Consider the following 17,326-nt stretch of genomic DNA (forward strand, 5'->3'; position numbering starts at 1 on the left):
GGGGCCGGCCGAGTGGTCGGGGCGGAACCCTAGGAGGCGTCCGGGGCCAGCCGGTCGGCCAGGGCCAGGTCGTCGCCCTGCGTGCCCGCGTCCTTCTCCAGCGACGGCCAGCGGATCTGGGTGGCGCACAGGGAGACGACGACCGCCGAGGCGGCGACCGCGCCCATGCCCCAGACCAGGCTGGTGGCGTTCGCGATGAAGCCGATCACCGCGGGGCCGGCCAGCAGACCGGTCGTCCCCATCGCGGCGACCAGGGCCAGCGCCTCGGAGCCCTGGCGGGCCGCGGCCACGTAGACGCACGGGGTCACGGCCGCGACGCCCAGGCCGACGCAGGCGAACCCGAGCAGCGTCGGCACCACGCCGCCGACCAGCAGGGCGAGCGCCAGCCCGGTACCGGCCAGCACGCTGCCGAACCGGACGATCCGGCCGTCACCGAAGCGGCTGCGCCAGCCGTCGGCGAAGATCCGGGCCAGCACCATCATCACCGAGACGACCGCGATGCCCATCGGGGCCAGCGACGGCGCCGCGTGGACGACGTCCTTGATGTAGAGCGCCGACCAGTCGTTCATGGCGCCCTCGGTGACGGTGCCGAACACCATGGCGGCGCCCATCCAGATCGTCACCCGGGACGGCAGGCTGAGCTTGCGGCGCTCCTTCTTCTCCGCCTTCTCCGCCTTATCGGCCACCTCGCCGGGCCGCTGGTCCTCCGCCAGGAGCCCGGGCCGGGCCAGGCCGAGGAGCAGCACCAGGAGCACGGCCGCCACCGCGAAGTGCACCATCAGGGTGGTGGTGAACGCGTTGACCGCGGAGGCGAGCAGCGCGGCGAGCAGCGAGCCGGCGCTGAACGTCGCGTGCAGCTTGGACATCGCGGTCCGCTGGAACCTCACCTCCAGCGCGGCGCCCTGCGCGTTCATGGCGACGTTCAGACAGCCGACGGCCATGCCGTCGGCGCAGAGGACCAGCAGGGCGACCGGGTAGTTCGGCACCACGGCGAGGGCCGGCAGCAGCAGACCCAGGCAGAGCGCCGACAGCCCGGCCAGGCGCCGGGAGCCCAGCCGCTTCATCAGGACCGCCACGAGCGGGAAGGAGACGGCCGCACCGACGCCGCAGGCCATCAGCAGCAGGCCGATCTCGGCCTCGCTCAGGTCGAGCCGGGTCTTGAGCGCGGGCAGCCGCGACACCCAGGTCGCGTACTGAAAGCCAAGCAGGCAGAACAGTGCTGCGATGGCCAGTAGTGCTCGGTGGAATTCATCGCGAACACGGAACATGTGAATCAGCCCACTTCGTCTTTCGGTGGTGACCCGTACAACGGATCGCTGGTGTGCTTCGAGGGCTCGGCCGGGGCCGCCCCCAGGGCCATGGACATGTAGACCGCGTGGGCGCCGTAGCTCTCCGGGAACGCGACCTCGGGGTGCGCGCTGTACCCCAGCGGGGACCAGAGCACCTCGGTGCCGCCGACCGCCACCATGGAGAGCCGCTCGTACCCCTGCGCCCGGGCGGTCCGGGCGAGGTGGTTCAGCAGCCGCGGGGCCAGCCCCCGGCCGCGCAACTCCTCGGCGATCACCACGTCGTGCACGTGCAGATTGCTCGACCGGAAGCCGGCCCGCTCCTCCCGGGCCAGGTCCGGGCAGTGGAACAGCGGGTAGGGCAGGGACAGCAGATAGCCGCCCAGCCGCCCCCGGCGCTCCACCGCGAAGCAGGTGGTGGGCGAGGAGCGTCCCCGGGACTCCAGCGCGGCCCGCCCCTCGGAGAGACCGCTCGCGCTGTAGGCGCCGGCCTCCAGCGCCGCGACGCCCTCCCAGTCGTCGTCGGCCAGCCGCCGGATGCGGATGTCGTCGTCCATCTACTCAGAACCTCCCGGGGAGTCGCCGGCACCGCGGACGCAGGTGTACGGAAGCGGGTGGAAGCCGTTGAAACCCTGGGTCGCGTAGCTGGTGGCGTAGGCACCGCAGGAGTGGATCCAGACCGGATCACCCGAGGCGGCGGCCTCGGGGACCGGGACCAGGTCGCCCTCGTGGGCGTAGGCGTCGTCGCTGTCGCAGGTGGGGCCCGCGACCACGGCCGGCACCGACGTCCCGCCGGGGTGGGTGGGGAACTCCAGCCGGTACCGCAACTCGTCCATCTCGTACAGGCCGTTGAACTTCCCGCAGCTCAGGTAGAGCCAGTGCTGCCGCTCACCGGTGAGCTGCTGACGGGACGACAGCCGGGACACGTGGGCCCGGATGGCGCCGTGGTCGGCGACCAGGTGCCGCCCCGGCTCCATGAGGAACTCCAGGGGCGACTCCGACACCTCCCGCAGGCGCTGCATGCCCTCCCGGAGCACGGCGAACATCTTGTCCAGCGGCGGGTCCAGCAGCCGGCCCCGCTTGTCGAGACAGCCGAGCGCGGGCAGGCCGCCGCCGAGGTTGACGTGGTCCAGCAGGATCCCGCGCCGGTTCAGCGTCACCAGGACGTCGGCCAGCGAGTCCAGGGCGCTCTGCCAGGCCTCGGAGGTCATCTGCTGCGAGCCGACATGGACCGAGAGGCCGGACGGTGTCAGGCCCGCCGCCCGCGCGGCCTCCAGCACCCGGACGGCGTCGTCGGCCGAGCAGCCGAACTTCTGGCTCAGGCCCCAGAGCGCCCCCTCCCCGGTGGTGGCGAGGCGGCAGAACACCCGGGCGCCGGGGGCGTGGGCGGCGATCGCCGCCACGTCCTCCAGACTGTCGGTGGCGAAGTCCCTGACTCCGAGCCGGTACGCCTCGGCGATGTTCCGGTCGGACTTGATGGTGTTGCCGTAGTGGATCCGGTCGACGGGTACGCCGGTCCGGAGGGCCTGCTCGATCTCGTGCGGGCTGGCCGCGTCGAAGCCGGCGCCCCGCCCCGCGAGGCAGGCCAGGACCTCGTCGACCGGGCACGCCTTCATGGCGAAGCGCACCGCGATACCGGGCAGTTCACGCAGCAGTGCCGCGTACTGGCCCTCGATCCCGGTGAGGTCGAAGACGAGCAGGTCGTCGGTGGCGGCCGCCAGGGCCGCGCGGATGGATGTGTTCTGATGCATGTCGATGCTCCGGGTACGGCTACCGGAGTAGCTGGTCGGTGCCGACGGCCTTGCTCGCCTGCACCAGCGGGCCCCACGCGTCGATCAGCAGCGCGAAGTACTCGATGTCCGCCTGGGCCTCGTCGAGCAGGCGCTCGCGCAGGGGCCGCAGGTGGTCGGCGAACTCGGCGTACTTGCCGCCCAGTTGACGGTAGGAACGGTCAAGGACGTCCAGTCGTCGGATGTTCTCCGCCCGGTCCGCCCCGGCGCTGCGCCGGACCGAGCCGGCGATCGCGGCGACCCGCACATGGTGCTGCTCGTCGAGCAGCAGCCCGCCGGCCGCCTCCATGTCGTGGTAGACGGGGTAGAAGTAGAGCATCGACAGCAGGAACTTGGTGAACCGCAGCTGATAGGCGGTGAATCCGGGACCGGTCCGCCGCTCGGGGGTGTAGTGGTTCACGATGTTGCGGTTGTGCACGACCCCCGGCAGGGCGGCGTCACGGATCAGGTGCAGCAGGAAGTAGTCGCTGCCGATGGTGGCGGTGGCCGGCGGCAGCGGGACGCGCTCGTAGACCTCGTGGTCGAAGCCGATGTTGCACATGTCCAGCCGCCAGATGTCGGGGCTGCCCAGCGTCGACCGGTCCGCACTGAACGGCTCGGTGCCGGAGCCGACGAACGAGTCGTCGACCAGCTCCCGGCGCTCCTCCTCCGAGGCACCGGCATCGGCCCAGAGGCCGACCACCTCGTAGTAGACGGCGGGGTCCAGCTCCCTGATCTCGCCGATGTCCACCGACAGTTCACCGATGAAGGAACTGCCCACCAGCGACACCGGCCGCTCGGCGAGCGCCGGCTCCAGCTCGACGTCCGTAACGCCCGGCACCGCGTCGGCCGCCCGCTTGCCGAGCGACAGCAGTTCGTGGTGGAGCGGGAAGACCGGTTCGCCGTCGAGGACCTGGTAGTCGCTGTCGGAGTCCCGGCGGAGGACGGCCTGGCAGCCGAGCGCGCCGGCGATCAGGAACGCCCGGTTGGTGCAGGCGCCGTAGGAGACGGCGTCCGGCAGCATCAGGTCCAGCACCAGCTCCGGCTCGGCGGCCCCGGACCGCTGGATCACCTGCCGCAGGAACGCGCGCTGCCGCTCCTCGTCGACGTGGTGCACGACCACGTTCGCCGCCGCGGGCAACCCGGCGACGGCCTTGGCGTGCAGGGCGAAGGTGGCCTCGTCCGAGGAGTCCAGGATCAGCAGATGCACCTCGACGTCGAAGGTCTCCGCGCCGTACACCGCCTCACCGTGGACGGCCGGGATCGTCGCGACGCACTCCCGGTTGGTCGGAAGAGTCAGGCAGACTCTGCGCATTCCGGCTCCCCCGTCGCCTCGTCGAACTCCTGGCCGCGCCACGACTTCAGCCCCAGCAGCTTCTCGCCGAGCCCGTTCAGCGCGGCGGTGCCGTAGCGGAGGGACTCGTGCCTGGTCGCGTCGCCGACCAGCGTCGCGTTCCAGTCCGGCGTGCTGAGGTGGCGCCAGGAGTCCACCCGGGAGCGGCGCAGCTTCTCGGCCTCCTCCAGGGCGGGCATCATGGACAGGTACTGGACCGAACGGACGCCGCTCTCCGAGGTGTTGCGGGCCACCCCGTGCGCGAGCAGGCCGTTCCAGATCAGCAGGTCGCCGGCCTGGAGCTCGGGCCGCACCACCGGGAACTCGTCCCAGTCGACGGCGGGCCGGATCGGGTCCCGGTCGGCCGGCTGGGAGATCTTCCACGGCTCGAACCGCCGGAACAGCTCGGGCGAGCACTGGAAGCCGCCGTGGTCCGGCTTGGTGTCGTTGAGCGCGATGATGCCCTGCACCCGCTGCGGCAGCACGCCGAGCGTGGTGTCCACGTCCCAGTGCAGCTCGATGTCGAAACCGGTGTCGGTGGGCGCGATCAGCTTGCGGTCGCGGTTCCGGACGTTCGGCGGGTTCAGGTTGAGCCGGTCCAGCGTCACCCACAGCTCTTCGCAGTCCCAGACGTCGACGAACGCGTCGTAGACGCGCCGCGCCTGGCGGCTGTCCCAGACGAGCTGGTGGTGGTAGGCCTCGACGAAGCCGTAGACGTACAGGTCCCGGTCCAGATCGTCGCGGAACTCCCGTTCGGTGTACCAGTCTTCCGGCCGGGTCGGGTCGAGCCCCTGGAAGTCCCAGGTGAACTCCAGCAGGCGGGCCGCCGCCTCGGCGGGGATCGCCTCCTTCACCACGACGTAGCCGTAGGTCTGCCAGAACTCGAAGTCCTCTTCGGAGAGCACGCGGAGCGGCCGCGACTTCCGGATGTCCCGCAGCTGCGTCTGCGCCAGGTAGGTCTCGCCGTCCGCGCTGAAGTACGGGACGTCCGAGGCTGCTCGGTGCAGATATCCGTCAGGCGTCGACATGCAATCACTCCAAAGCTAGAAATTTCTGCGGCCGGACAGCGCGGACCGCTCCCACGAGCGGTACGCGAACGGCCTCGGCACGGCCTTCACCACCAGGCCCGCCGGAAGTACGGTGTTCGAGAGGACGGCTGACACGAGATCACCTGTCGCGAAGGGGAATCAGCCGGCCGGGCGCGATCTCATCCGCACACGTTGAAGCAAGGCCCGCCCGAGGGCGGAAAAGGACGGAAACCGACCTGCGGTGGCATATCGCGCCAAGTGGATCGGGCCCAGGGACAACGGAATTGCTGGGCACCTCCGGCCGCTTCGGCCGACTGCCCGGTGGAGGTGGCGGTTTTCCGCGCGAAAACAGCCGGAATTCCTACCTCCTCGTACTCGGCGCCCCTCACGGGACGCGGACACCCACAGCAAACTTCGCGAAGCTGGTCGGCCAACTCGCGGATCGGGCAAGGGTCTCGTTCCGTCTTCACCTTGCCGAACTTACGTTCCACTACGGTGGACTAGACCAACTTCCGGTGTCAACCCTCGACCTGGGGAGACTCGGTGACGGGACACCAGAAATCCGGAAACGCACCGCCCCTCATGAACGAACCACGCCCGTCCGCCTTTTGTTCCGTCAAACGACATACACCGGAAGCGGATCGCTCCACTCGACCGGAACCGGGCGGCTCGTCTTTTGTTCCGTTAATCGACATTCATCGAAGACGGGTATGCCATTCACCGCCCATAAGCGGCGAGGCCCGCGTCGCATGCCGCGCGCCGCGCGCCGCGTGCCGACCGGACGGGCGGAGCGGACGGCCTCACCGAACACGCGAAGGCTTCCGCCCCGACGACCGCCACCGCAGGCTCCTCCTCCACAGAGACACCTCTGCAGAGACCTCTATGCAGAGAGTCCTCTGCATCATAGGATGCCGACATGACCGAGCAACCGGAACAGTCGCCCCCGCCCGCTAGCGCCCACCGCCGGATCGACGCCCGCAGCCTGCGCGGGCTCGCCCATCCGCTGCGGATGCAGATCTTCGAACTGCTCAACCTGGACGGCCCCTCCACCGCCACCCGGCTCGCCGAACGCCTCGGCGAGAACACCGGCACCGTCAGCTGGCACCTGCGCCACCTCGCCGAGCACGGCTTCATCGAGGAGGAGACCGGCCGGGGCACCAGGCGCGAGCGCTGGTGGCGGCGGGTGCCCGTCGCCACCCAGCTGAACAGCGCCGACTTCCACGACGACCCCGACAGCCGGGGCGCCCTCTCGCTCTACCTGCACGAGCTGGTGCAGCAGTACTTCACCCGGGTCTCCTCCTACATCAGCGAGGACTGGGAGGACGACTGGCACAACGTCGGCACCATCTCGGACTGGAGCCACCTGCGACTGACGCCCCAACAACTCAAGGACCTCAACGAGGACTTGGCAGCCGTCATCGCCCGCCACACCCCCGGGCCGGGCACCGAGCCCGAGGCCGGCGCGCTGCCGATCGTGGTCCAGCTCCAGTCCTTCCCGCGCAAGCCGCGTGACACCGCATGAGCGCCGACGCACGCGGCGGACTGCTCCGCCGCCACCGGGACTTCCGGCTGCTCTGGTGCGGCGAGACCGCGGGGAGGTTCGGCGCCTCCGTCTCCGGGGTCGCGATGCCGCTGATCGCCGTCACCGACCTGCACGCGAGCACCTTCGAGATCGGCCTGCTGTTCGCCGCCTCCTGGGCCCCCTGGCTGGTCATCGGCCTGCCGGCCGGCGTCTGGGTGGACCGCTTACCGCGCCGCCCGATCATGCTGGCCACGGCCGCGCTCTCGCTCGGGCTGTTCGCCACCGTCCCGGTGGCCTCCTGGCTCGGTGTGCTCAGCACCGGCCTGCTACTGGCCGTCGCGCTGCTCAGCGGCACCGCCGCCGTCTTCTTCCAGACCGCCTACACCGCCTACCTCCCCAGCCTGCTCGACCCCGCCGACCAGCCCGAGGGCAACGCCAAGCTGCACGGCAGCGCCTCCGCCGCGCAGATCGCCGGCCTCGGCTCCGGCGGCCTGATCGCGCAACTGGCCGGAGCGGTGAACGGCATGCTCACCAACGCCGCGACCTTCCTGGTCTCCCTCGTCTGTCTGAGCCGCATCCGGCACCGGGAGGCGCCGCCCGCCCGGCCGGACCGGCCCAGGGCGCTCGGCCGCGAGATCGGCGAGGGTCTGCGGCTGGTCGCCGGGGACCGCTGGCTGAGAGCGCTGACACTGTTCGGCGCCGCCTCCAACCTGTCCCTGATGGGGTTTCAGTCCATCCAGGTGGCCTTCCTGGTCCGCGAGGTCGGGCTCGCCCCGGGCACCGTCGGCGGGCTGATCGCGGCCGGGGCGAGCGGCGGCGTCGCCGGGGCCTTCGCCGCCCGCCGGGTCGCCGCCCGGATCGGCACCGCCCGCGCGATGATCCTCTTCGAACTGTGCCTGCCCGTCCTGGCCCTGCTCATCCCGCTCACCACCAAGGGCACGGGCGTACTCGTCTACGTGGCGGGCGGGTTCGGCGTCTCCGCGGGCGTCGTGGCCGGCAATGTGATCAAGTCCGGCTTCCAGCAGCGTTACTGCCCGTCCGACCTGCTGGGCCGCATCACGGCCAGCACCGCCGTCCTCAACTACGGCACCATCCCGCTCGGCGCCCTCCTCGCCGGCGTCCTCGGCACCGCCCTCGGGCTGCGCCCCGCGATGTGGATCACCACCGCCGGAGTCCCGCTCGCCGCGCTCGTCCTGCTCTTCTCCCCGATCGGCCGCACTCGCGACCTCCCGACCTCCCGCACCGGCGAAGCCGCGGCCCCCACCGGCCGGGAAGCGCCCTCGCAGCCGGCGGCCTCGAAGTGATCCGCCCCCGGGACCGGCGTCCGGGCCGCCCCGGGGTCACTTCGGAAGCCACCCCGGGCGGCCGTCGGCCGGGGCGGGGCGCGTAGGCTCGGCGGATGTCCCTGCTCAGCCTGCACGACCGGGCGGCGCTGACCGACCGGTTCCGCGGTGATCCCGGCCTGCATCTCTTCGAACTCGGCGACCTCGACGACCTGTTGTGGCCGCACACCGCCTGGTACACGGTGTCGGACGACGGGCCGGTGGCGCTGCTCTACGCCGTGGGCGAGATCCCGACCCTGCTCGGGTTCGCGCCCGAGGAGCGGTGGCGGTCGCTGGAGGAGCTGCTTCGGGCCATGCTGCCGGTGCTGCCACGGCGGTTCCTGGCCCATCTGTCCGGCCGGGCGGAGGAGGCCCTCACCCCGGTCTACCGCGTGGAGCGGCGGGCGGCGCTGCTGAGAATGACGCTGTCGGACCGGTCGTGCCTCGCACCGCACCTCGACGGCCCGTGGGCCCCGGCTCCGCTGGGGCGGGCCGATCTGCCCGAGTTGCGCGCCCTCTTCTCGGTGGCCTACCCGGGCAACTGGTTCGACGAGCGGATGCTGGACACCGGCCAGTACGTCGGTGTGCGCGAGGGCGGCGCCCTGGTGGCGGTCGCCGGGGTGCACGTCCACTCCCCCGCCCACCGGGTGGCCGCGATCGGCAACGTCGCCACCCACCCGGCGGTGCGCGGCCGGGGCGCGGCCGGCGCCTGTGTCGCGGAGCTGTGCCGCCGCCTGACCGGCACCACCGACCACATCGGGCTCAACGTCCGGGCCGACAACCCGGGCGCCGCCGGCCTCTACCGGCGGCTGGGGTTCACGGTCGTGGCGGAGTTCAACGAGTCGCTGCTCAGCGCCCGTTGACCCCGGTTCCGCCGGGGTGCGGCGGACCCGGGGTCAACGGCAGGTGCTGCGGGGTGGCGCGGGAATCAGGCGAAGGCGGTCAGGGGAGGGTGATCAGGCGAAGGTGTTGGTGCTCCAGATCGCACCGCCGACGCCCTCGCCGCCCTCCTTCTTGTAGATCACGAGGTTGCCGTCGTCCTGGAGCTTCATGAAGGCTCCGGCGCTCCAGAAGGTGCCGGAGCTCCAGACCGAACCGACGCCGTTGCCCTGGCCCGCCGGGTAGACGACCGCGTTGCCGTCGGCCTGCATGACGAAGTAGCCGAAGGTGCTGGTGTAGGTGCCGGTCGACCAGAGGTGGGCGCCGTCGCTCTTGCGGTACAGGGCGAAGTTGCCGTCCCGCTGCATGATCAGCACGGTGGACTTGGACTCGGTCCACTGGGCGGACCAGACCGGCTGGCCGGAGCCGATGGTGCTGCCGATCCGGGTCGAGCCGGCACCCCAGGCCGCGCCGCCCGAGAGCGGGCCGCCGCCCTTCTTGTAGACGACGATGTTGCCGTCGTCCTGGAGGCTCAGGTAACCGCCCGGGGAGCTCCAGGTGGCGGTGTTCCAGATCGGGTGCTTGTCGGCCGTGTAGACGACGAAGTTGCCGTCGGGCTGCATCTCGGCGTAGGCGCCGGCGTTCCCGCCGGTGCCGGTGGCCCAGATGATGCCGTTGGGGGCGTTCTTGTGGGTCAGCGTGAGGTTGCCGTCGGCCCGCATGGTCAGCCGCAGGTCGCGGCCGGCGAGCGTCTGGCCGGAGGCGAGCCGCGCGCCGGGGCCGAGCAGGGCCTGGTCGACCGAGGAGCTGTCGAGGATCCACTGGCGGATGTCGTCGACCCGGCTCTCGACCGCGTCGGTGCGGGTCTCGGTGGAGCCGAAGCAGCCGCCCTGCCAGGAGAGGCTGTGGATGCCGGCCAGGACCGCGGTCGCGCCGTTCTCGCGGAAGGTCGGGCCGCCGGTGTCGCCCTTGCAGATCGCGCCGGTGGCCGGGGCCTTGGCGGCGATGCCGACGGTGGTCGCCGCGGTCGACTTGACCGTGACGGCCGCGCCGTGGAGGCGGTTCGGCACCCACTCGTCCTGGGTGCGCCCGTAGCCGGTGGCGCGCAGGGTGTCGCCCACCGCCGGGGCGGTGTCGGCGAGGGTCACCGGGGTGACGCCGAAGACCGGGCCGGCCAGGCGGGCGACGACGAGGTCCCGGTCGGCGTGCGGCTTGAGGTCGATCACGTCGACGGAGACACCGGTCTGGCTGCCCAGGTCGGTACGGCCGACGGTGACGACGGCGTGGTCCTTGGGCTTCCCGGCGGTCACCGTCGAGGGGTCGGCCGGGTCGGCGGCGAAACAGCTGGCGGCGGTGATCACCCAGGTCGGGTTGATCAGGGCCGCCGAGCAGGAGCGCTTGCCGTCGCCGATGTCGAGCCTGGCCGTGAAGGCGTAGCCGCCGTCGGCCACCGGATCGCCGACGACCGCGTTGGCGGGGACCGTACCGAGGGCACAGACGCCGGCGACGGCGGTGGCGAGAACGCTGGTCATCCACGCGGCGCGTGGACGCTTGAACTGCATCTGTCGATCACCTTCGGGTCGTGGTGGAGGAGCAGGGCTACTGGCATGCGCCTGCCAGACCGGCACTCGGACCGGGGTTCGGACCGGGGAACGGATCAGGCGGGCGGGACCTGCTCGTGAAGGCGGCCCGGGGCGCTTCGGAGCGCGCTCGGGCGGCGGGGGAACGGAAACGGGCCTACTGCCCCGCGTCCGGCTTTCAGAGAGGGGCGGGCACGGTGGCACGCGTCCGGTCCGGCGACAACCCGGTGTCCGGCGGCCGACCGCCGATATGTGCGTCCATCACGCCACAACCCCCGTTTTCTGGCATGCCGATCAGTGGTGTGGGAGAGCGACGCCCCCATCACCGGATCGATCTTCATACTGATATCACCCATGACCTGCCCAGCGGCAGATGATCACACGAAATCCATCACCGGCCGGGCGAAAATCGTCCGGTACGTGATCTCCGTTCAGATGGGCTCCACACCCGGGCGACTGACCGTTCATCACACTGCGGACGGCCCGGACGCGCGGGGAACCGGCCGGTTCAGGCCACCCGCCGGGCGCTCCACAGCGGCAGGCCCTCGAAGAAGGCCACCGCCTCCGCGCGCCAGTACGGGCGCCAGCCGGCGGCCTCGGCGCGGGCGGCCTCGGCGTAACGGCGCAGGTCCGCGCGGAGGCGCTCGTCCACACCCCGCTGCCGGGCGATGGCGCGGACGCGCTCGACCGTCCCGGGCGGGCAGTGCGGATCGCCGAGCGCGGACTCCACGACGGCCCGCTCCGCCCCGGCGGTGGCGGCCAGGAGGGCGGTGACGGCGTAACTGCGGCGCCCCGCGCGGAGGTCGGCGCCGGTGGACTTCCCGGTGGCGGCCTCGTCGCCGAACAGGTCGAGGTAGTCGTCGCACAGCTGACCGCCGATGCCGACCAGGGTCGCGTAGCGGCGCAGCCGCCCGTCGTGGGCGGCCAGGTCCTCGCCGGCGGCCAGCAGCCCGAGCCGCAGCGGCGCGAGGACCGAGTACCGGGTGGACTTGTACTCGCAGACGGTGTGCAGCAGTTCCTCGTCCGGCAGGGCGTGGGAGTCGCGCTCCAGGTCGACGATCTGGCCCACGACCGTCTCCGCGCCCGCGCTCAGCTGCACCTCCAGCATGGCGTGCCGCAGCCGCGCCGGCACCTCCGCGTCGAGCAGGACCCGCATGGCCAGGAAGGCCGCGAGGTCCCCGGCCAGCACGGCCAGGCCCAGCGCCGTCCGCTCCCCGGCCGGGAACTCCCCGCGGTAGGCGTAGTACGTCGACGGGCCGCCGCGCCGGACGGGCGCGTCGTCGATGATGTCGTCGTGGACGAGCCCGTGCGTCTGGAGCAGTTCGATGCTCAGCGCGGCCTCCGCCAGCCCGGGCACCGGCTCGGCGGTCACCAGCCGGGCCGCCTCGTACAGCAGGGCGACCCGCAGCCGCTTGCCGCCGCGCAGCGAGAGCTCCCGCAGGAGCTCCAGGCAGCGGGGGGTGAAGCGGCTGAGCGCCGGGGTGTCCAGGTGCTCCGGCAGGGCCGCGAAGTACGCCGCGAAGCGGGCGTCGAAGCGGCGCCGGTGGGCGGCGGCCCGTTCGTGGGCGGCGGCCCGTTCGTGGGCGGCGGCCATGATCGTCTCGTCCATGGGCCCACCCTTCCAGCCGGACGGACCGGACCGGCAGCGGGGGCGGGCCCCGGCCGGATGTGTGCCCGGCCGGGGCCCGTCGCGACTACCGCACCATGGCGGCGAGCACGCTGCGCCAGTCCTCGCCGGGCTCCGGGCGGAGCAGGTCCGCCAGCGCCTCGGCCCGGTAGTGCCAGGGTCGCCGCAGCTCCGGTTCGGCGTCCGCCCGCAGCTCGACGGCGCTGGGCGAGCCGAGCAGCCGCACCAGCTCGGCCGCCAGCTCGGCCCAGGCCACCTGGCCGGTGACGGCGTTGACCGTCCGCCCGGACGCCCGGCCGGTCCCGTCGGCGCAGCCGACGACGGCCCGGGCGAGGGCGGCGGAGTGCACCCAGGAGGCGCCGTACCAGCCGTGGCCGTCCGCCGCCGGGGTGGGCAGCACGATCGGCCGGCCGGCCAGCGCGGCCTGGTAGAGCGCGCCGGTGGAGCCCCAGCGGAGCTGGTCGCGCAGCCGCCGGTGCGGGCCCCAGACGATCGGGGAACGCACCACCGTGCCCGCGCCGCGCCCGCCCGTCCCGGCGGCGGCCAGCAGGATCCGCTCGCAGTCCAGCTTGGTCTGCCCGTAGGGGCTGACCGGGGCCTCGGCCGGGGCGCCCTCGGGGACGTCGGCGGCGGCCGGTCGGCCGTAGGCGTCGACGCTGCTGACGAAGACGAACTCGCCGCCCCGCCAGCCGTCCACCAGGGTCCGCATGGCGGCGAGGTCGGTCCGGTGCTCGGTGAAGGTGCACGCGGCGTGGATGACGGCGTCGACGCCCTCGACCGCGCGGCGCAGGCTGTCGTGGTCGGCCAGGTCCCCCTCGGCGGCCTCGGCCCCGTTCGCCGCCACCAGGTGCGCCGACTCGGGCCGGACCAGCGCCCGGACCGGGCGGCCCTGGGCGATCAGCTCCTGCAGGACGGCGGCGCCGACCCCGCCGGTGGCGCCGGTGAGCAGCACGGTGCCCGCCCGGGTGGTGCGGTGACGGGCGGCCGGCCGGGCGTGGCCGGTCGGCCGGGCGGCGGTGGCGGCGCGGCGCTCGGCGGCGCGGGTGTCGAGCAGCCCGGCCAGGGCGCGCGGGGTGCGCTGCTCCAGGACGTCGAGCCCGGTCAGCGGGAGGCCGGTGCGGGCCCGCAGCCGCTCCGCCAGCTGAACCGCCATCAGTGAGTGGCCGCCCAGGTGGAAGAAGTCCGCGTCCGCCGTCGGCCGGCCGCTCAGCAGTTCGCCGAAGACGGTCCGCACCGCCGCCAGCGCCTCGGACTCGCGGGCGGCGGGCGCGCCGGGCAGCCGGGCCCGGTCGACCGTGCCGTCGGGGTGCCGGGGCAGCGCGTCGACCAGGGTGACGGCGGCGGGGAGCCGGTCGGCCGGGAGGCGGTGGCGCAGGGCGGCGCGCAGCTCGGTGCCGCTCGGCGAGGCGGGGCCGCGGACCACCGCGTACGCGAGGGCCGGCCGGCCCTCGGCGGCCACCACGGCGGCCTCGACGATCCGGGGGTCGGCCAGCAGCGCGCCGACGGCGGGGTGGTCGGGCCCGGCCGCCGGTCCGCCTGTGCGGTCAGGACCGGACCAGGGACCAGGGGCGGCGGGCAGGCCGGCGAGGGGGCGGTCCGCGTCGGCCGCGACGGCCGTCAGCAGGTCGGCGAACCCGGTGAGCAGCCGGCCCGCGGCGGCCTCGTCGAGCGCCGCGACGTCGTGCTGGACGAGGCAGCGCGGCCGTGGGCCGTCCTCGACCAGCAGGGCGAGGCCGAACTTGGCGAGCCCGAGGTCGATGTCGACGGCCTCCGCCGCCAGGCCGGGCAGCGCGAGGGCCCCGGCCGGCCGGACGAGGTCGCAGCTGACGGCGAGCAGCGGATGGCCGCCCTCGCCCCGGGCGGCGGCCCCGAGCCGTTCGACGACCAGGTCGAACGGGACGTCGCGCCGTTCCTGCGCGTCGAGCAGGGCGCTCCGGACCCGGGTCAGTGCCTCGGTGAAGGTCGGCTCCCCGGAGAGGTCGGCCCGGACCGGCAGGGTGTTGACGCTCAGGCCGACCGTCCGGCGCAGCTCGGGCCGGGCGCGGTGGCCGCTGGCGCAGCCGACGGTGAGGTCGGGCTCGCCGGTGGCGAGGCGCAGGGTGGCGAAGGCCGCCGCCAGCACGACGGTGAACAGGGTGGCGCCGTGCCGGGTGCCGAGCCGCCGCAGGCCGTCCAGGGTCTCCGGAGTGAGCGGCGCGGTGTGCAGGGCGGCCGGCCGGGCACCCGGGCCGGGGGGGACGGGGCGCAGCAGCGGTACCGGCCGGGCACCGGTGAGCCGGGCGGCCCAGGTGCCGGCGGCGGCGGCGAGTTCGGCGTCGCGGGACCGCTCCCAGCGGGCGTAGTCGGCGTACTGCGGCCCGGCCGGGGGCAGGTCGGCGGGCTGCCCGGTGAGCGCGGCCCGGTACAGGGCGGCGAGGTCGGCGGCGAGCACGGGCAGTGAGCCGCCGTCGACGGCGATGTGGTGCAGCGTCAGCAGCAGGGTGTGGTCGTCCTGGCCGTGCCGCAGGAGCAGGGCCCGCAGGACCGGGCCGGCGGCGAGGTCGAACGGGCGCCCGGCCTCGGTGCGCAGCAGGGCGGGGGCGGCCTCGGGGGTGGCGGGCAGCACCGGGACGGGTACCGGGGTGGCCGGTGCGGCCTCCTGGTAGGGGTGGTCGCCCCGCTGCCCGTAGCGGGTGCGCAGGACGGCGTGGCGGGCGGTGAGCGCGGTGAGGGCGGCGGCCAGCGCCTCGGTGTCGAGCGGGCCGCGCAGGCGGGTGGCGAGCGGTACGTGGTAGCCGGCGCCGCCCTGGCCGAGGCGGTCCATCAGCCACATCCGCTGCTGGGCGTGCGAGAGCGGGGCGGGGCCCTCGGCGGTCTGCCCGGCCGGAACGGAACCGGTGCGGGCGGAACCAGCTGGGGCGGAACCGGTCCGGGCGGGGGCGGTCCGGGCGGGACCGGCGCCGGCCCGTCGGCGGGCGAGCCGCAGCAGGTCGGCCTGCCGGGCGGCCTGGTCGGTGGCGGTCATCGGGCCGACTCCCCGTGCTCCCCGTGCTGCACGTGCTGCACGGGGCCGGCGGCGGCCGCCTCGCCGTGGGCGGCGAGGAGGGCGCGTTCGATCAGGGCGGCCTGGGCGGCGACGGTGGGGTGGTCGAGGAACTCGGCGAGCGAGAGCTCCACGCCGAGGTCCTCCCGGAGGTCGTCGACCACCCACATGGCCAGCAGCGAGTGGCCGCCCTCGGCGAGGAAGTCGGCGTCCGGCGCGGTCACCGGGCGCTCCAGGGCCCGTGACCAGGCCTCGGCGACGGCCTGCTGGATGGGCGTCAGTGGGGCGGTGGCGGCCGGGCCGGTCCCGGCCGGCGGCTCGTCCGCGGCGAGCGCGCGGCGGTCGACCTTGCCGGTGCCGGTGAACGGCAGGGCGTCCAGCACGGTCCAGGCGGTGGGTACCAGGTGGGCCGGCAGCCGGTCGGCCAGCCGGCGGCGGAGCGTCTCGGCCACCGGCCGCGTGCCCTCGGCGGGGACGACGTACGCGGCGAGCACGGCGTCCTCCTGACCGGGGCGGCGGACCACGACCGCCGCCTCGGCGACCTCGGGGTCCTGCCGCAGGACGTGCTCGATCTCTCCGGGTTCGATCCGGAAGCCGCGGACCTTGACCTGGTCGTCGAGCCGGCCGTGGAACTCCAGGGTGCCGTCCGGGCGCTCCGAGACCAGGTCGCCGCTGCGGTAGGCCCGCCCGAGGCCGGGGATGTCCCGGAAGCGCTCCGCCGTCAGGTCCGGCCGGCCGAGGTAGCCGAGGGCCAGCCGGGCGCCGCCGATCCACAGCTCACCGCGGGTGCCGGGGGGCACCGGGGCCTGCCGCTCGTCCAGGACGACGGTGCGGGCCCCGCCGAACGGGCGGCCGATCGGCACCTGCCCGGTGCGGTCGGCCGGGCCGATCCGGTGCAGGGTGGTGATGGTGGTGGACTCGGTCGGCCCGTAGGCGTTGACCAGGTCGAGCCAGGGGAACGCCCGCAGCACGGTGGCCGCGTGCCCGGGCGACAGGGCCTCGCCGCCGACGAGCAGCGTGCGCAGCACCCCGAAGATCCGCGACTCGCGGGCGGCCAGCCGGTGGAAGAGGGCGGTGGTGAACAGGGCGGTGGTGACGCCGAACCGCTCGATGTCGCGGGCGAGTTCCTCGGCGGTGGGCCGCTCGGCGGGCGAGACCGCGACGGCGGCGCCGCGCACCAGCGGGGCCCAGAGCTCGAAGGTCGAGGCGTCGAAGGTGGCGGGCGAGTGGAAGAGCACGCGGTCGCCTGGGCCGAGCGCGATCGCGTCGGGGGCGGCGACCAGGTCGGCGACCGCGCCGTGCGGTACCTGGACGCCCTTGGGGCGGCCGGTGGAACCGGAGGTGTAGATCACCAGGGCGACCGCCACCGGGCCGGTCACGGCCGGCGCCTCCGGGCTCTCGGGAGCCTCGAAGGCATCAGGGGAATCGAAGGCGTCAGGGGCGTCGGTGAGCCCGGCGGCGGCCAGCACGAGGACCTGGCCGGCCGGCAGACCGGCCTCCGCGAGCAGCGCCTTGTCGCCGAGGGTGAGCCGGACCCCGGCGTCCTCGATCATCGCGGCGGTGCGCGGACGCGGGTACGCCGGGTCCAGCGGCACGACGTGGCCGCCCGCCCACCAGACGGCGAGCTGGGCGACGACCAGGCGGGTGGAACGGGCGCAGAGCAGGCCGACGGCGCTGCCGGGGACGATCCCGCGCGCGGCCAGTTCACCGGCCAGCTGTCGCGCGGAAGTGATCAGTTGACGATACGTCAGGACAGTGGAGCCGTCCGTCACGGCGAGCGCCCGCGGACATCGGTCGGCCTGCCGGGCGATCAGGACGGGGACGGAGTCGGCCCCGGCAACGGAGCCGCCCGGCGCGGACAGGGCCGCGGGCCTGGCGGGTGCGGGCATGGTGGCTGAGGGCATGGTGGGTGCGGACATGGTGGTTCCCTTCCGGGCGCCCCGGCTTCGCGCCGGGGC

General features: G+C 73.9%; 12 protein-coding genes. 3 read left to right on the forward strand and 9 right to left on the reverse strand.

Annotated elements, in window-relative coordinates:
- Positions 1-29: 29 nt before the first annotated feature.
- The 5 genes from ACIQIB_RS04845 to ACIQIB_RS04865 are packed head-to-tail and all read right to left on the reverse strand — an operon-like array spanning position 30 to position 5,416.
- Positions 30-1,268: an MFS transporter gene (locus tag ACIQIB_RS04845; protein WP_400756667.1), complete on the reverse strand. Its 1,239-nt coding sequence runs from the start codon at positions 1,266-1,268 to the stop codon at positions 30-32.
- A 5-nt stretch (positions 1,269-1,273) separates the two neighbouring features.
- Positions 1,274-1,843: a GNAT family N-acetyltransferase gene (locus ACIQIB_RS04850; RefSeq protein WP_400756669.1), complete on the reverse strand. Its 570-nt coding sequence runs from the start codon at positions 1,841-1,843 to the stop codon at positions 1,274-1,276.
- Positions 1,844-3,037 carry a type III PLP-dependent enzyme gene (locus tag ACIQIB_RS04855; protein ID WP_400651490.1) on the reverse strand — a complete coding sequence of 398 codons (1,194 nt, stop codon included), beginning with the start codon at positions 3,035-3,037 and terminating at the stop codon, positions 1,844-1,846.
- A gap of 19 nt (positions 3,038-3,056) precedes the next feature.
- Positions 3,057-4,370, reverse strand: a complete 1,314-nt coding sequence (locus ACIQIB_RS04860; RefSeq protein WP_400756671.1) for a DUF6271 family protein — start codon at positions 4,368-4,370, stop codon at positions 3,057-3,059.
- Complete coding sequence (locus tag ACIQIB_RS04865; RefSeq protein ID WP_400756674.1) at positions 4,352-5,416, reverse strand: phytanoyl-CoA dioxygenase family protein; 1,065 nt, start codon at positions 5,414-5,416, stop codon at positions 4,352-4,354. The genes ACIQIB_RS04860 and ACIQIB_RS04865 overlap by 19 nt, the downstream gene beginning before the upstream one ends.
- A 916-nt stretch (positions 5,417-6,332) precedes the next feature.
- Between ACIQIB_RS04865 and ACIQIB_RS04870 the strand changes: the two genes are divergently transcribed.
- The 3 genes from ACIQIB_RS04870 (at position 6,333) to ACIQIB_RS04880 (ending at position 9,123) form a co-directional block, all read left to right on the forward strand.
- The gene (locus ACIQIB_RS04870; RefSeq protein ID WP_400756676.1) at positions 6,333-6,938 is read left to right on the forward strand and encodes an ArsR/SmtB family transcription factor; all 606 of its coding nucleotides are present in this window, start codon (positions 6,333-6,335) and stop codon (positions 6,936-6,938) included.
- Positions 6,935-8,242, forward strand: a complete 1,308-nt coding sequence (locus tag ACIQIB_RS04875) for an MFS transporter (RefSeq protein WP_400756679.1) — start codon at positions 6,935-6,937, stop codon at positions 8,240-8,242. Before ACIQIB_RS04870 ends, ACIQIB_RS04875 begins: the two co-directional genes overlap by 4 nt.
- A gap of 95 nt (positions 8,243-8,337) precedes the next feature.
- A complete protein-coding gene (locus tag ACIQIB_RS04880) occupies positions 8,338-9,123 on the forward strand; it encodes a GNAT family N-acetyltransferase (RefSeq protein ID WP_363608141.1) in 786 nt (261 codons plus the stop codon).
- Positions 9,124-9,216: 93 nt separating this feature from the next.
- On the opposite strand, the gene ACIQIB_RS04885 is transcribed toward ACIQIB_RS04880, so the two are convergent.
- The 4 genes from ACIQIB_RS04885 to ACIQIB_RS04900 all read right to left on the reverse strand — a co-directional run bounded on the left by ACIQIB_RS04885 (position 9,217) and on the right by ACIQIB_RS04900 (position 17,287).
- Positions 9,217-10,701 (reverse strand): trypsin-like serine protease, encoded by a 1,485-nt coding sequence (locus ACIQIB_RS04885; protein WP_400756682.1) that lies wholly within the window; start codon positions 10,699-10,701, stop codon positions 9,217-9,219.
- A gap of 526 nt (positions 10,702-11,227) precedes the next feature.
- Positions 11,228-12,328 carry a polyprenyl synthetase family protein gene (locus tag ACIQIB_RS04890; RefSeq protein ID WP_400756684.1) on the reverse strand — a complete coding sequence of 367 codons (1,101 nt, stop codon included), beginning with the start codon at positions 12,326-12,328 and terminating at the stop codon, positions 11,228-11,230.
- Between the two features lie 85 nt (positions 12,329-12,413).
- Positions 12,414-15,350 carry a condensation domain-containing protein gene (locus tag ACIQIB_RS04895; protein WP_400756687.1) on the reverse strand — a complete coding sequence of 979 codons (2,937 nt, stop codon included), beginning with the start codon at positions 15,348-15,350 and terminating at the stop codon, positions 12,414-12,416.
- Positions 15,347-17,287, reverse strand: a complete 1,941-nt coding sequence (locus tag ACIQIB_RS04900; RefSeq protein ID WP_400756690.1) for an amino acid adenylation domain-containing protein — start codon at positions 17,285-17,287, stop codon at positions 15,347-15,349. Before ACIQIB_RS04900 ends, ACIQIB_RS04895 begins: the two co-directional genes overlap by 4 nt.
- Positions 17,288-17,326: the final 39 nt, after the last annotated feature.

It is taken from the genome of Kitasatospora sp. NPDC092286, from assembly GCF_044755565.1.
Classification (GTDB): Bacteria; Actinomycetota; Actinomycetes; order Streptomycetales; family Streptomycetaceae; genus Kitasatospora.